12 protein-coding genes are annotated in these 15,743 nt (G+C 52.1%); 9 read left to right on the top strand and 3 right to left on the bottom strand.

Annotated features, from left to right (window positions below; translation table 11 throughout):
• Positions 1-158: 158 nt before the first annotated feature.
• The 6 genes from Q0R57_RS03105 to Q0R57_RS03080 all read left to right on the top strand — a co-directional run bounded on the left by Q0R57_RS03105 (position 159) and on the right by Q0R57_RS03080 (position 10,405).
• The gene (locus tag Q0R57_RS03105) at positions 159-3,053 is read left to right on the top strand and encodes a TonB-dependent receptor (protein WP_294743811.1); all 2,895 of its coding nucleotides are present in this window, start codon (positions 159-161) and stop codon (positions 3,051-3,053) included.
• An 86-nt stretch (positions 3,054-3,139) separates the two neighbouring features.
• Positions 3,140-3,895, top strand: a complete 756-nt coding sequence (gene sufC / locus Q0R57_RS03100) for a Fe-S cluster assembly ATPase SufC (protein ID WP_294743809.1) — start codon at positions 3,140-3,142, stop codon at positions 3,893-3,895.
• A gap of 36 nt (positions 3,896-3,931) precedes the next feature.
• Positions 3,932-5,281 (top strand): Fe-S cluster assembly protein SufD, encoded by a 1,350-nt coding sequence (sufD, locus tag Q0R57_RS03095; protein WP_294743807.1) that lies wholly within the window; start codon positions 3,932-3,934, stop codon positions 5,279-5,281.
• Positions 5,282-5,317: 36 nt separating this feature from the next.
• Positions 5,318-6,859: a hypothetical protein gene (locus Q0R57_RS03090; RefSeq protein WP_294743806.1), complete on the top strand. Its 1,542-nt coding sequence runs from the start codon at positions 5,318-5,320 to the stop codon at positions 6,857-6,859.
• A gap of 128 nt (positions 6,860-6,987) precedes the next feature.
• Positions 6,988-7,623 (top strand): hypothetical protein, encoded by a 636-nt coding sequence (locus Q0R57_RS03085; RefSeq protein WP_294743804.1) that lies wholly within the window; start codon positions 6,988-6,990, stop codon positions 7,621-7,623.
• 460 nt (positions 7,624-8,083) lie between these two features.
• Positions 8,084-10,405, top strand: coding sequence for a hypothetical protein (locus Q0R57_RS03080; RefSeq protein WP_294743801.1), 2,322 nt, complete (start codon positions 8,084-8,086; stop codon positions 10,403-10,405).
• Positions 10,406-10,758: 353 nt separating this feature from the next.
• Here Q0R57_RS03080 and Q0R57_RS03075 read toward each other — a convergent pair whose 3' ends face one another.
• Positions 10,759-11,532 (bottom strand): hypothetical protein, encoded by a 774-nt coding sequence (locus Q0R57_RS03075; protein ID WP_294743799.1) that lies wholly within the window; start codon positions 11,530-11,532, stop codon positions 10,759-10,761.
• Positions 11,533-11,644: 112 nt separating this feature from the next.
• Between Q0R57_RS03075 and Q0R57_RS03070 the strand changes: the two genes are divergently transcribed.
• Positions 11,645-12,883, top strand: coding sequence for a cysteine desulfurase (locus Q0R57_RS03070; protein WP_294743798.1), 1,239 nt, complete (start codon positions 11,645-11,647; stop codon positions 12,881-12,883).
• A 7-nt stretch (positions 12,884-12,890) separates the two neighbouring features.
• Here Q0R57_RS03070 and Q0R57_RS03065 read toward each other — a convergent pair whose 3' ends face one another.
• Entirely contained in the window at positions 12,891-13,448 is a 558-nt protein-coding gene (locus Q0R57_RS03065) for a hypothetical protein (RefSeq protein ID WP_294743797.1), read from the bottom strand.
• Between the two features lie 192 nt (positions 13,449-13,640).
• On the opposite strand from Q0R57_RS03065, the gene Q0R57_RS03060 reads away from it, so the two are divergent.
• Complete coding sequence (locus Q0R57_RS03060) at positions 13,641-14,279, top strand: ribonuclease HII (protein WP_294743796.1); 639 nt, start codon at positions 13,641-13,643, stop codon at positions 14,277-14,279.
• Position 14,280: 1 nt separating this feature from the next.
• Here the strand turns inward: Q0R57_RS03060 and Q0R57_RS03055 are convergent, their stop codons facing one another.
• A complete protein-coding gene (locus tag Q0R57_RS03055) occupies positions 14,281-14,781 on the bottom strand; it encodes a sigma factor (protein WP_294743795.1) in 501 nt (166 codons plus the stop codon).
• 260 nt (positions 14,782-15,041) lie between these two features.
• Between Q0R57_RS03055 and Q0R57_RS03050 the strand changes: the two genes are divergently transcribed.
• Positions 15,042-15,704: a DUF4923 family protein gene (locus Q0R57_RS03050; RefSeq protein ID WP_294743793.1), complete on the top strand. Its 663-nt coding sequence runs from the start codon at positions 15,042-15,044 to the stop codon at positions 15,702-15,704.
• Positions 15,705-15,743 lie beyond the last annotated feature (39 nt).

The following is a 15,743-nucleotide window of genomic DNA, read 5'->3' as shown; positions in this document are numbered from 1 at the left end:
TGCGCAGGTTTTTCGTACGAAACTCCTTGATAGTCTGCTGAAAATGACTATCTTTGCAATGTCTTAACCAACACAAGAGACGTTATAACTATAAAAACGAGGAGCCACTTGACCGATGAGGCGGGTGGCTTTTCCATGATTAGGACGATTAAGCGACAATGATGAAACGATTTACGATATTACTGATGACCTTGCTGCTGACGACGCTCGGCGCACAGGCACAAGAAGATGACAGACAACAGACCATTAGTGGTCAGGTGATTGATGCAGAGCTGCGCGAGCCTATGGTACAGGCCAGCGTGCAACTGTTCCGTCAGCGTGACTCCACCTTCGTGGGTGGCTCCGTAACCGACCTTCGCGGTAATTTCTCCGTGGAGGCTCCAGGCAACGGCATTTTCCGCATCAAGATATCATCGGTGGGTTTTCAGCCTATTGAGCGCGAGGTGACGCTGCGTCGCAACCAGAGTCAGGACTTAGGAACGCTGATGATGTCGACAGACGCCGTGCTGCTGAAAGAAGCGGTAGTTACAGGTCGTGCAGCTCAGGTGATGGTGAAGAAAGACACGTTGGTTTATAACCCCGATGCCTTCCGCACGCCAGAGGGCTCGCCCATCGAGGAGCTCATCAAGCGCATGCCTGGTGCCGAAGTCGATGAAGACGGTAATATCACCGTCAACGGCAAGGCCATTCAGAAGATTCTGATCGACGGTAAGGAGTTTATGCTGGGCGATGTGGAGACGGCGCTGAAGAACCTGCCTGTGAGCATCATCCAGAATGTGAAGTTCTACGACCAGCAGAGCGACCAGGCCCGCATCACGGGTATTGAGGACGGCAACAAGGAGACCGTGCTCGACTTCACCATTAAGAAAGGTATGAATCGCGGCTATATGACCAACCTCGATATTGCTGGCGGTACTGAGCATCGCTACGCCTCGCGCGGCATGGGTAGCAGCTTTACCGATAATATGCGCTTTGTGCTGATGGGCAACTTCAACAACAAGGAAGAGAATGCCGGTTGGTGGAACCGTCGTGGTCTGAACTCCCGTAAGATGCTGGGTACGAACCTGAACTACGACGACGGCGAGAAGCTGAAGATTGACGCCAGCGTGCGCTGGAACCATCGTGGAGGCGACAACGAGAACGAGAACTCCAGCGAGAACTTCTATAGTCAGGACTACCGCACCTTCTCCAACAGCCAATCGAGGAGCCTCAGTCGCAGCAACAACTGGAATGGTAACGTGCGCTTTGAGTGGAAGCCTGACTCGCTGACCAATATCCTGTTCCGCGCCAACGGCAGCTACGGCACCAACGACGGTATCTCGACCTCGGCCAGCGCCACCTTCGATGCCGACCCCTATCTCTCTGTCGATAACCCATTAGCCTCGTTAGACCAATTAGCCCCATCCCTTGTCAACCACAATCAGAGTGCCAGTCTGAGCTATGGCGAGAACAAGAATGCGTGGGGTATGCTGCAACTCTATCGCCGCCTCAATGCCAGGGGCCGCAACATCACCGTGCGTTTCGAGGGCTCTATTGGCGACAGCGAGAACCGCAACACGTCGAACAACGATGTGCACCTCTATCGTGTAAAGAATCAGGCAGGTCAGGACTCTACCTATTTCACGGCCCGCTATAACACCACGCCCAGCGACAACAAGGGCTATGTGACCAGCGTCACCTATAGTGAGCCGCTGTGGGAAGGTGCCCACCTGCAGGCCAACTACGAGCTGCGCTATAATCAGAACAAGAGCGACCGCCAGACCTATGAGTTCAGCCGCATGGCCCAGAACCCCTTCTCTGGCATAGCCCCCGATTATCGTGAGTGGGACCCCTGGCTCGGCACCCTTGAGCCCCTCGACCCCTATCTCGACCCCAACCTCAGTCGCTATTCTGAGTATAAGAACTACACCCACAACATCCGCCTGACGCTGCGCCACTATCAGGAGGAGTACGACTATAACGTGGGTGTGCTGGTGCAGCCGCAGCACTCCAACTTCATTCAGGACTATCGCGGCATCTATGTGGACACCATCCGCAATGTGACCAACGTGACACCAACACTCGACTTCCACTATAAGTTCAGCGACCAGCACGACATCTGGTTCCACTATCGAGGCGACACACGCCAGCCTGAGATTACCCAGCTGCTGGCCATCAGGGACGACTCCAACCCCCTCTATATCACCGAGGGTAACCCAGGACTGAAGCCGCAGTTCACCAACTCGCTCAACGTCTACTACAAGAACTACATCTCGAAATACAAGCGCTCGATAGTGCTCTATGGTAACTACCGCCATATCCGTAACAGCATTTCGAACCTGGTGCGCTATAATGCTGCGACTGGTGGTAGCGAGTCGCGCCCAGAGAATATCAACGGCAACTGGAATGCCGACGGCGGCTTCAACTTCAATACCGCCATCGACAGCGCCGCCCATTGGAATGTGGGCTCCGACACGCGTCTGCGCTACAACAACTATGTGAGCTACGTGGCTCAGGCCAAGGCCGATGCCGAGAAGAACACCACGCGCACCACCAACGTGAACCAGCGCCTGAACATCAGCTTCAGAAACGACTGGCTGGAGGTGACCCTCGACGGCAACGTGAACTATCAGCACTCGCGCAACGAGCTGCAGCCTAATGCCAACCTTGACACATGGCGATTCAGCTATGGCGGACAGGTGATGGTGCGTCTGCCAATGGACTTCGAGATCTCCACCAACCTGCACGAGAACAGCCGCCGTGGTTTCAACGACCCCTCGTCGAACACCAACGAGCTCATCTGGAACGGTCAGGTGTCGAAGATGTTCCTCAAGGACAAGTCGCTCATCGTGGCCCTCAACTTCTACGACGTGCTGGCACAGCAGAGCAACTACGAGCGATGGGTCAACGCCACAGGGCGCAGCGATACCCGCTATAACAGCATCAACACCTATGCCATGCTTCATGTGCGCTATCGCCTGAACATCTTTGGCGGAAAGGCCGACACCGAAGGCCGCTACGACAAGAAGTGGGGTAATCGCGATGGAAGCAGCTCGGGCGGCAGAAACAGATAAAATGCTCGTTAAGACATAAGTCTTATCGCAAATTTTGTACTTTCGTTTTTTTTTCGTACCTTTGCCCCCCAAATACGAAGAAAAAGATGTTAGAAGTACGAAACCTGCACGCCAAAATTGGCGAGAAAGAGATATTGAAAGGCATCGACCTCACCATTCGCGACGGTGAGACGCACGCCATCATGGGCCCCAACGGCTCAGGTAAATCTACGCTCTCAGCAGTCCTTGTGGGCAATCCGCTCTACGAGGTGACTGAGGGCGAAGCTTTTTTCAACGGCAAGAACCTGCTGCAGATGAAGCCCGAGGACAGGGCCCACGAGGGCTTGTTCCTGTCGTTTCAGTATCCTGTCGAGATTCCTGGCGTGTCGATGACCAACTTCATGAAGGCCGCCATCAACGAGAAGCGCAAGTATCAGGGCCTGGAGCCGCTGAATGCTGCCGAATTCCTGAAGCTGATGCGCGAGAAGCGCAAGATCGTGGAGCTCGACTCCAAGCTGGCCAACCGCTCTGTGAACGAGGGCTTCAGCGGTGGCGAGAAGAAGCGCAACGAGATATTCCAGATGGCTATGCTCGAGCCCAAGCTCTCTATCCTCGACGAGACCGACTCTGGCCTCGACGTCGATGCCATGCGTATCGTGGCCGAGGGTGTCAACAAGTTGCAGACCCCAGAGTCGTCGTGCATCGTCATCACCCACTACGACCGTCTGCTCGAGATGATCAAGCCCCAGTATGTGCATGTGCTCTACAAGGGACGCATCGTGAAGACTGGCGGCCCCGAGCTGGCTGTGCAGATTCAGGAGCACGGCTACGACTGGATAAAGGAAGAAATCGGAGAAGAGTAATCTTAATTGAGAGTTGAGAATTGAGAATTGAAAATTATGATTACTTCGAGTTCTGAGCAGCAATATATTGATCTCTATAAGGAATGTCGCGGGATGATTTGCGACCACAGCAGCGAGGCGATGAATGCCGTTCGCGACGAGGCCTTTGAGCGCTTCTGTAAGCAGGGCTTCCCCTCGAAAAAGGTGGAGCGCTATAAGTACACCGACATGCAGAAGCTTTTTGAGCCCGACTATGGTCTGAACCTCAATCGCCTGAACATCCCCGTGGACCCCTACAAGGCCTTCCGTTGCGATGTGCCCAACCTCTCTACGAGCCTCTATTTCGTGGTCAACGATATGTTTTTCCACGACGATAAGCAGAAAGGACACTTGCCCGAGGGTGTCGTCGTGGGCTCGCTCAAGGACTTTGCCACCAGCGATTACTACAACCGCCTGGCTGGCAAGGCCAACGATGCCGCCACCGACCTCAACACCATGCTGGCGCAGGACGGCCTCTACGTCTATGTGCCCAAGAACGTAAAGGTAGAGCGTGCCATCCAGGTCATCAACATCCTAAAAAGTCCGTTTAATTCCCAGGAGGCCTCTCTGATGGTCAACCGCCGCGTGCTTATCATCCTCGAGGCGGGAGCAGAATTAAAGATGCTGTTTTGCGACCACGCTGCCGACGACCGCAACTTTCTCGGCACGCAGGTCATCGAGGCTTTCGTAGGCGAGAATGCATCGCTGGATTTGTATTGCCTCGAAGAGACCCATCATAAGAATGTACGCGTGAGCAATGTCTATATAGACCAGCAGCGCGACAGCCGCGTAAACCATAACGTCATCACCCTGCACAACGGCATCACGCGTAACCGCCTCGACCTCACCCTCAGCGGAGAGGGAGCCGAATGCCAATGCTACGGCTGCGTCATCGCCGACAAGCAGCAGCACGTCGACAACAACACCCTCATCGTCCACAAAGCGCCCCATTGCACCAGCAACGAGCTCTATAAATACGTGCTCGACGACAAGGCCACAGGCGCCTTTGCAGGTCGCGTGCTGGTAGAACACGGTGCCCAGAAGACCACCTCGCAGATGACCAATCAGAACCTTACTGCCACCCGCGAGGCCCGCATGTACACTCAGCCCATGCTCGAGATCTATGCCGACGACGTGAAGTGCGCCCACGGCTCCACCGTAGGTCAGCTCAACGATGCCGCACTCTTCTACATGCGACAGCGAGGCATCTCACTTTCCGAGGCCAAGCTCCTGCTGCAGAACGCCTTCATCAACGAGGTCATCGACCACATGCAGCTCGAACCCCTCCGCGACCGCCTCCACTACCTGGTAGAAAAGCGCTTCCGCGGCGAGCTCAACAAGTGTGATGGCTGCAAGCTCTGCAAATAGTTATTGATAAAGAAAATCCATTTGTTTGGTAATATCATGAGAAAAGCAGTATTATTTCTATTCTTGACTACAGCCAGCTTGGTTTATGCACAAGTAGTGACACCAATAGCGAAGAACGAGGCAATAGGACAGAAGACAGACGGCTCGCCCCTCATGGCTGAAACGCTGGACTTTGGGAAGACGCTGTATGATGTGCAGCCTAACCCTAAGGGCGAAAGACTGTTGCTGATGTTTCGCGAGCGAAACAAGAAAGATACAGATTGGAAAAAAACAGGAAGCATGGGCCTGCTGACCCTCAGGACTCAAGAAATGGAATGGAGTGAATTCTTCAACTATTCGGACTCTTGGGCATACAATACGGACAAGGGTGTGCTGATGGAAAGGGAAGGCACGCTGATTCTGAAAGACCCCTACAAAGGATTGCCCTGCTGGGATGCATTATTGATACCCGTAGCTTTTAATCAGGATGAAACGGTGGTGCTGGGCTATTCTTATGACTCAGGAATACTGCGCGCTTACAGCATCAAAGAAGGCTTGGAACTATGGTCGGCACGAGCCTCTGCCATGAAAAACAACGGCTGGGAGCAGATGCTTTGGGAAGATTCCACCCATATCGTTGTGGCAAATAATGACCTTTGCCGTATTGATGTGCGCACGGGCGATATTGATGTGTTTGAGGTTCAAACCAGCATTACAGACATTGGCAGTGTCTTTGCTTCATCTTTCGCGGCCCTGGGATTAACCGTAGCATCAGGCTTCAACCGTCAGTATATGCCCGTATCGTCAGGCAAACTCATTTCAGGTTTGCACTCTAACATACTGATTGACGACACCTGTTTCTATTTCTCTGACAGAAAACATATTGCAAAGGTGAACAGGCAGATGCAACCACTATGGGAAACAGAACTGCCAGCGAAGAGTGCCGCTCACACCCTGTTGTCAAACAACAAGGATAAGGTTTGCATGATAAACCTGGGGTTTGGCTTAAAAGGAAACAATCTGTGCAAGGCAGGACGGCCCTTCGTGGCTTCCTACGACAAACAAACAGGTCATCAGCTCTTTATGAACCAATTGTCAGAAGACAAAAATGTTGCATTGGACGCTTATGTCTGTGATGATTTGGCCTACGTAGTCTTTGAAGATTCACTATGCAGCGTTTCCCTGAACGATGGTCACACCATAGCAGCCAAGCGCTGGGATGAGATAAAAAGAGGCTCACTATTACAGGTGATGCGCGACACGCTTTTCGCCTATGATTCTCAAGGACAGCGTTTCGTAAACATAGCAGTCAACGGCGACCTCCTGCCAATCCAAGTAGCCAATGGCGATGTGTATCTGATTGACAAACAACTTAACATTCAGAAGCGTCTGAAGTCAGAAGAGCACTATATCGTATTTTGTCGCTGGCGCAACAGACTCTTTATGCAACAGCTCGACAAACAAGCCTACTGGGTATCCGATTCAAACCAGAAGGCATTGAGCCAACTCTCAGTTAACATAGAGCACTTCAGGCCTATGGACCAAATACTTGTTTTGCAGACTCGCGACAAAATAATCCTATATCGGGAAGGACAGTAACGTGTAGAGTCAACCAGCAAGTGCAAGACGGGTGCAAAGTCACACGATTTCTGTGATTTTTCACTATTATAATGGGAATCTCATTTATTTGTTGTACCTTTGTAGACCCAATAGAAAACGTAACGACTATGCCACGTAAGACTGACGGAGTACTCTTTGAACTGCAGCCGCGCCCCACGAAGGGTGAAGACGGCAAACCCTTGCTCTACGCCCAACCCGTCGTAGATCACAAATATACCCTCGACGACATCGATGATTTCTGTAATAAATACCGCCATACCAGCAAGGGCGAGATGAAGCGTTTCTTCTACCTGTTAGAAGAGATTGCCGCCATGTGGCTCCGTGAGGGCCAGCGTGTGGAGACGCCTTTTGGTTCGTTTGCCCCCAAGATAAAACTGTTGGGTGAGCATACCGACCCGGAGAAGGTGACGGGTCGCGACGTGATATACGGTGGTATTGAGTTCATCCCCTCCAAGCAGTTTTTGAAGGATGCCGACTGTGGCCGTCACGGTTTCCGCCTTTGGAAGAGCAGGGTGGGCAATAGCCAGATGTACGACAAGAAGGTTATGGACGAGGCCCTGCGGAAGAGCGTGTGTCACGGATACATCACCATCAAGACGTTCCAGGTTTACAGCGGACTGAAAAACAAGTCGGCCCAGCGCTATCTCGACAGCCTCTGCCAGGGGGAGCATCCACGCCTGCGCCGCTATAAGGAAGGCCGCACGTGGCACTACACCATTCTCGACCCTTCTTCCTCTGTATAGAAGCAGAGTGGGTCCTGTATAAATTTTGGTACGCAGCGCCCGCTGCTGATAATTTCCCCGCCCGCTGCCGATATTAGCAGCGGGCGCTGCTGATTACAGACACGCCCGCTGCTTTTTCGAAGGCTACGACCTTTACACCCACAATCCCCGCCACTTTACCCCTCAATCCCCGTCACTTTACCCCTCAATCCCCGTCACTTTATCCTCTAAGATGACGTCCGAACAAACGTAAAGGTATATCCTTTCGCCGTTTTAAAGGCAATTCCACGTCTGATGTATTGTGACGCACAAGCGTGAAGTATCATGGCGATGGCACGGGGCCTTTCAAGGAAGCCACGCGGACATGCCCGAAACGACTAAGTATTAAAATGTGAGGATGAAAAAATCATCTGATTTCTTGGAGATTTGTAGATTATTGTCTATCTTTGCCATAAAAATAATCACTAACATTCTAATCGGTATGAAAAAACTATTACTTTTGACATTTTTTGCGCTGGCATTCGTTCAGGCAAAAGCAGGCGATGGCGACATCGAAATTAACGAGACGAACTTTCCTGATGCGGTTTTCCGTACTTATCTGTTAGAGCAGAGTTACGGTCAGGATGGCGTGATGACGCCAGCCGAGATTGCTGAGGTAAAAAGCATCTGGGTAAGCGAATCTAATATTGAGAGCCTGAAAGGTATTGAGTTCTTCACGGCGCTGGAGTCGCTGTATTGTCAACGTTGTAAGGTGAAGACGTTAGACGTGTCGAACAACACAGCGCTAAAGATTTTGTATTGTGACGAGAATCAGTTGCCAGCATTGGATGTGTCGAAGAACTTAGAGTTGAAAGAGATGGCCTGTGGCTATAATCCTCTGAATACGTTGGATGTGTCGAACAACACGAAACTCACGCTGTTGTATTGTAATGCCAACCAACTGAAAACGCTGGACTTGTCGAACAACACGGCGCTAACAGAGCTGTGGTGCTGGAACAACAAACTGACGTCGTTGGATGTTTCGAAGAACATAGTACTCCGTGACCTCATGGTGAGCGGCAATCCGCTGAGGACATTGGACTTATCGAAGAATACGGAGCTGGTTGACTTGGAATGCTATAACAACCAGCTGACGGCGCTGGATGTGACGAAGAACACCAAACTGGCATATATTGAGTGTGGCGCCAACAAACTGAAGACGCTCGACGTATCGCATAACCCCGAGCTGGGCACCCTGTGGGTCACTAACAACCAGCTGACGGCGATTGACTTGTCTCACAACCCCGAACTGGAGTATTTTGGCTGCGGTATGAACCAGCTGACGGCGCTAGACGTTTCGAACAACCCGAAGCTGGTAGAGCTCTACTGCTATGCCAATCACTTCAAGGGCGAGTCGATGGATGCCTTGATAGCCAGCATGGCTACGGTGGAATCAAGCAAGTTCTTCGTCAAACTTTCAAACAACGACGACCCCAACATGTGCACCTCTCAGCAGATAGCCGCCGTGAAGGCCAAGGGCTGGATACCTTATTATTATGACAGGTTTACCAACGACTGGCAGGTCATGACCGAATACCAGACCACCCGCCAGCATCTGCTGTCGAAGACGGTAGGCGACGCCACCTATTCGCTTTATGGCGAGATGCTCGACAAATACCACATCCACACCAACCCAGACGGTATGCGAGCCTATCTCAGCACGCTGACCTTGGACGTGACGAAGGGCGAAGAGACGAAAACCTACCTTCTTGACGACCAGATTTTCCTGGAGACTGCCATTGGCGACGCAGGCCGCCCCTGTATGAGTTTCGATATGGATGCCCAGCAAATGTACGTGTTCTGCATCTCGGGCGACGACTACTACGACTACGGCATAGAAGGCTATTTCTACTCCTCGCCAATGGGAGATATGAACTTTACGAAAGAGGTGGTTTTCACCAGAACCAATCAGGGCCAGTACTGCAACTTTATGGAAATGCGCAACGGCAAGCTGGGACTGAACTTCTTCAGATACGCTGGCTACTACGCTATGACAGCCGTACGCAACGCGCCAGACTCGTGGTCAATCATCACCAACCAATACATCGAATACCCATACAACTATGCCAGCCTCTGGCAAAAACAGGACAACGCCCTCGTCTTCGGTCAGGACTACAGCCCTGTGACGGAACAGCAATATCTGGATGCCCTCGAGGCCATTCCTGCCAGGTCGAAATACTATATCTACACCATGTACGATACGCCAGAAGGTCCCAAGAAGTTCTATCTGAACAGCCAGGGCCTGCTGTCCGAGACCCCCGACAACAAGCCCTTCACCTTCACAGAGACAAAGAGCTCGTCATCCACCATCCTGTTTGCATCGCCAGGCAGAAAGGTGAACAGCTCGTTCTCGAACCCCAAGCTGATGACTGAAGCCACGGGCGACATTAACCACATGGGAGGCCTTATGAAAGACTCCAAAGCCCGCAGCGACTGGGAAGGACAGGTGTGGTACAAAGACGGCGACCGCTATGCCGTGAGAGCCACCAACGCCGTAGCCCTCGTCTGGGGAGCTGGCACCTACTGGACCGTGATGGACTCTAACAGAGACGGATTCCCAGAGGCCGACTACGCCCTGACGCCAAACTTCGTATGGCAGATAGAAGACCCCAGCGAGACGAGCATCCACGAGATAGCATCTGGCGCCAACAATGCCAACCGCACGGTTTACAACCTCTCAGGACAGCCCGTCGCCAAGCCCTCACACGGTCTGAACATCATCCGCACCAACGATGGCAAGACGAGGAAAGTCCTTGTAAAATAAGCATTTCGGCGACTACGAAAATAGTCGTTACGATATTTTTCGTAATAAGAAAAGGGAGCCCGTCTGGGTTCCCTTTTTAATTTGTCGTTTTGAAATAAAGTTCTTATCATTTGCCAATATTAGTCCGTCACTACGGACTGCGAGTCCGCTCCTTACGGACTTATTTCTCTAAAGAGTAGCGTGACCACACTCAAGGGTCTACCTCGAGGTGTTTATATCATTAATAAGATGAAGGTTTTTGTGAGATAGAGCGTTACACGTTATAGTGTTACAGCTGAAAGACATTATCAGAAAAAAAGAGACCTCAGAAAATTCTGGGGCCTCTTTGTTATTGTTATAAAAGGTGTGGCTACTTACTTCACCACCTTCTTACCGTCCTGAATGCGGAGGCCCTTGGTGTTCTTGTTCACCTTGCGGCCCTGCATGTCGTAGTAGTTGCCGTCAGAGGTCTTGCTCTGAGTGGCGGTGGTGATGGCGGTTACCTCGGCCATGCTGGTGGCGTGGATAATCTGGAGGTCAGTGGCAGAGGGTGCCTGCTGGTCCCAAGAGAAGCCGCAGCGGGTGGGGAGGAAGGTCTTGTCGGCGTTGGTGCGCACGAGGATGGCCTGCAGCGGGGTGACGTCTTGCTTGGCGGGAATGCCGTAACGTCCTACCTTCTCGATGCTCTCCCAGGCGCTGCCAAAGGTGATGGTGTTGCCGTTGTTGTCGCTCATGCGTACGGCCTTGAGCTCGTTGTCAAAGTTGAGCGCCTCGCTGTTCTTCACGCGCAGATACTGGGCTGTGGGCGAGTAGATGAGGTAGGGCACGCCAGCTTGGATGCCGTCGGCTGTGCAGTCCACGAAGTAGAGGTTCAGGGTCTGTCCTTCCTGCTGGATGCCTGCCAAGCGCTCTATCTTGAGGTCCTTGGCGGCGGCTGCCATCTGGTCGGCTGTGAGCGAGAAGGGGAGGCACAGGGTGTTGTAGCCTGCGAAGAAGTAGCGGTTCAACTGTACGGTCTGGTCGCTCTTCTGCATCAGTTCCATGTCGAGCTTGGGTGTGCTGGCATAGATGTTCTTTACTCTGTTCTGGGCAACGGCTGTTGTGCTCATGGCTGTTGCCATCATCATTGCAAGTACTAAATGTTTCATACGCAAAAAGTTTTAAGAGTTTAGTCTGGGTGCAAAGATACAAAATAGTTTTGATAAATACCAAGTTTTTTAATAATATTTTGTACCTTTGTCGCCAAATTAAGAATAAGGTATGTACGACGTTCTGAAAATACGTGATGATTTCCCCATTTTGAAGCGGGAGATATATGGTAGGCCGCTGGTGTATCTGGACAATGCGGCTACCACCCAGAAGCCTCTGTGCGTGCTCGATGCCATGCGCGAGGAGTATCTGAATGTGAATGCCAATGTGCATCGCGGTGTTCACTATCTCAGTCAGCAGGCCACCGATCTGCACGAGGCGGCTCGCGAGACGGTGCGCGCCTTTATCAATGCCAGGAAGGCGGAGGAGATAGTCTTTACGCGAGGCACTACGGAGGCTATCAACCTGGTGGCGAGCTCGTTCTGCGAGAGTCAGATGAAGGCTGGCGACGAGGTGGTGGTCACCGATATGGAGCACCATTCGAACATCGTGCCCTGGCAATTGCAGGCCGAGAAGAGGGGCATCGTGGTGAAGCACCTGCCCATCACCGACGAGGGGCTCCTTGTTGGTTGCGACTCAGTCGCAACATACCTGACGGAGCGCACCAAGCTGCTGAGCATCGCACACGTAAGCAACGTGCTGGGCACCATCAACCCTGTGAAGCAATTAGTAAAACTGGCCCACGAGCGAGGCATCCCCGTGCTGGTGGACGGCGCCCAGAGCACGCCCCACATGAAGGTCGATGTGCAGGATTTGGATTGCGACTTTTTTGCCTTCAGCGGTCATAAGATGTACGGCCCCACAGGCATCGGCGTGCTCTATGGCAAGGAGGAATGGCTGGAGAAGCTGCCTCCCTATCAGGGCGGCGGCGAGATGATTGACAAGGTGACGTGGGAGAAGACCACCTTCGAGCGCCTGCCGTTTAAGTTCGAGGCTGGCACCCCCGACTACGTAGCCACCCACGGACTGGCCACTGCCATCAATTACCTTTGTTCATTAGGCCTCGATTCCATCGAGGCACACGAGACAGAGCTCACCCGCTATTGCATGGAGCAAATGCAGACCATTCCCAACATCCACATCTATGGCCCTTGTCCTGTGGTTGACGGTACTGCCGCCAACAAAGACGCCGTGGTCAGTTTCAATGTGGGCGACATCCACCACTTGGATATGGGAACCTTGCTCGACCGCTTGGGCATTGCCGTGCGCACAGGCCACCATTGTGCCCATCCGCTGATGGACCGTCTGGGTGTCACAGGTACCGTCCGTGCCTCGTTTGCCCTCTACAATACAAAAGAAGAGGTGGACACCCTCGTTGAAGGTATCCACCGTGTTTCAAAGATGTTCTGAGCAACGCTTAGTTCCACTTCATGGAGCCCAGGATGTGGTCGCGAATGTTGCCACCCAGCTTGTCAGCGTGCTTCTCTGAGTATGTCACGTGGCCTATAACGCACAGGTTGCCTTTGTACATCACGCGGTTGTACTCGTTGAGGTATTGGCCTTCGAGAGAATAGGAGTATTCTTTCTTCTCCAGGTCAATCTTCCTGTCGATGGCCTCCTCGGGAATCGACTCGAACTCTTTCTGAATCTTCTCGTCAGTATATTCCTCATAATACTCGTAGACAGAGATACCCATGCCGGCAGAGACGGCAAAGTCCTCGGGGTCGTCCTCAGCAATGAAGCTCCACAGGGCGCCGTTGTCCATCACGGGGTCGTCAGTACGACGCATGCCCTGGGGCACATCGATGCTCACACCATACTTCTCAACGTTGAAGGTCTCGTAGGTTACCTCGGCAGGAGCGGCTTCTGCCTCGCCCTCGGCAGTGGCCTCGGCGTTAGCACTCTTGTTTCCTCCACACGAAGCTGCGAGCATCATCATTGCCAGCGCAGCAAAACTCATCACAAGCTTTTTCATTTCTCTTTCTTGTTTTTTTAGGTTAATATTAAGTTGATTTTCAGGCAGCACAAACGGCTGCATTTACAGAGCGCAAAGATAGGAAAAATTGCGGAAATGTCCAAATTTTTATACAAAGGTGAAAGATTTTGAGACTAAGATGACGGTAATCATCATTTTTTTTGTACTTTTGTAACCCAAATAGAATGACTTATGTTGCTGAACCATTATTACGACGGACTGATAGAGGCAGGATGCGACGAGGCTGGGCGAGGATGTCTGGCTGGCAGCGTATATGCGGCGGCAGTCATCCTGCCTGACGGCTATGAGAACGAGCTGCTGAACGACTCGAAGCAGTTGACGGAGAAGAAACGCTACCTGCTGCGCGAGGTCATTGAACGCGATGCGGTGGCGTGGGCTGTGGGCATCGTCACCCCAGAAGAGATTGACAAAATCAATATCCTCAACGCCTCGATACTCGCCATGCATCGGGCCCTGGACCAGTTGAAGGTGCGTCCGCAGGCCGTCATCGTCGATGGCAACAGGTTCAAGCCCTACCGTCCTGTGGTCAACGGCATCGCCGCCGACGCCCCCCTCCCTTCCACCACTATCGTCAAAGGCGACGGCAAGTACCTCTCGATAGCCGCTGCCTCGATACTCGCCAAGACCTATCGTGACGACTACATGAACCAGTTGGCCGACGAGTATCCTCAGTACGACTGGCGCTCGAACAAGGGTTATCCCACGAAGAAGCATCGCGATGCCATTCGTCAATATGGCACCACGCCCTATCATCGCCTGTCGTATAATCTGTTGGGCGATGGTCAGTTGTCGTTCGATTTTGGGGAATAGACTAAGAGATGTGTCGCAGGTATTTCCTCACTTCCTTGCGGGCAATACCCAGGCGATACTCCGTTGACTTATAGTCGTCATTCAGCTCACGAGAGATATCGCTCACCTTCATGCCTTTATAGATGTGGAGCCTGTACACCTTGCGGCAGGGCTCTGCCACACGGGCCAGTCCGCGCTCCAGCAACGCCGTCATCTCATGGACAGACAGCAGATGCTCGGCCTCGCGCTCGCCAGTCATCGGGTTCTTGGTCAGCGTCTGCGAGAAAAGCAGCCGGTAGTGCAGGCGACGGTAGTAGTCGTTGATCAGATGGCGCGCAATGGTGAGTGCCAGGGCAGGCAGCGTACATTCCATGATAGGCTGGGGATTGCACAGCAGTTTGAGGAACACATCCTGTACGATGTCTTCTGCGAGAACGCTGTTGTTCAGTCTGGAACTCGTGTAGGTCAGCAATTCTTTCTGATGGTCACGATAGTACGCCTCTATAATCTCCCTGTTGTTCATCTGAGGGCATTAGGTTTTTATTCAGCGTGCAAAATTAGTGTATTTTTTCCAAATTACCATCCTCTTTTGTATCAGAATTCCATAATAAATGTTTCATTATGGTCAAAAAAGGCCATTTTATCGGCTTTTTAGTTTCATTTGGTTTCACATTTGTCTCATTAGCATACAATAAGTTCGCCGTTTCTGCGTTTGTATATTATGCGAATAGCCTGTAATGCGAATAACAAAACAACGATAATAACATTTAAAAAGACAAGCAAATGAAAAAAATCTTTATCTCTATGACAGCAGCCGTCATGATATTGTGCGGCTGCGGAACAAGCGGTAACATGAACACTCTGGGTAATGCCGTACTCACCGATGTGTTGACAGGCGGACAGACCGCTAACGGCACCAACGCCGCCACCAATACTGGCGCAGCAGTAGGAAACATCCTGCAGAGCGTGCTGGGTGGCACGTCGAAGATGACTCAGAAGGGACTTATCGGCACCTGGACCTACAGCAAGCCTGGTTGTGCCTTCACCAGTGAGCAGTTGCTGGCTCAGGCTGGTGGTGAGATTGTGGCTTCTGAGATCAAGACCAAGCTGCAGCCTTCTTTCCAGAAAGTGGGAATCACATCAAGCAATACGCAGGTGACCTTCAATCAGGATGGTACTTTCTCTGCAAAGGTGGCAGGTAAGAACTGGAGCGGAAGATATACCTTCGACGAGGCTCAGAGCAAGATTACCATGAGTGGTATTCTGATTAATGTGAACTGCTATGCCAAGCGCAATGCCGACGGTATCGGCCTGCTGTTCGAATCGTCGAAACTGCTGTCGCTGCTTCAGACTATGTCGGCGCTGAGTGGCAACCAGACCCTCCAGACCATTGGCGAACTGTCGAAGAGCTACGACGGTCTGCGCATGGGCTTCGACATGAAGTAATGGCGTTTTAACTCCAATTAACTCGACATTGTCCTGTTA

Origin of the sequence: uncultured Prevotella sp., assembly GCF_946407605.1 — a bacterium.
GTDB lineage: Bacteria > Bacteroidota > Bacteroidia > Bacteroidales > Bacteroidaceae > Prevotella.
This window is presented reverse-complemented; position numbering and strand designations above follow the sequence as displayed.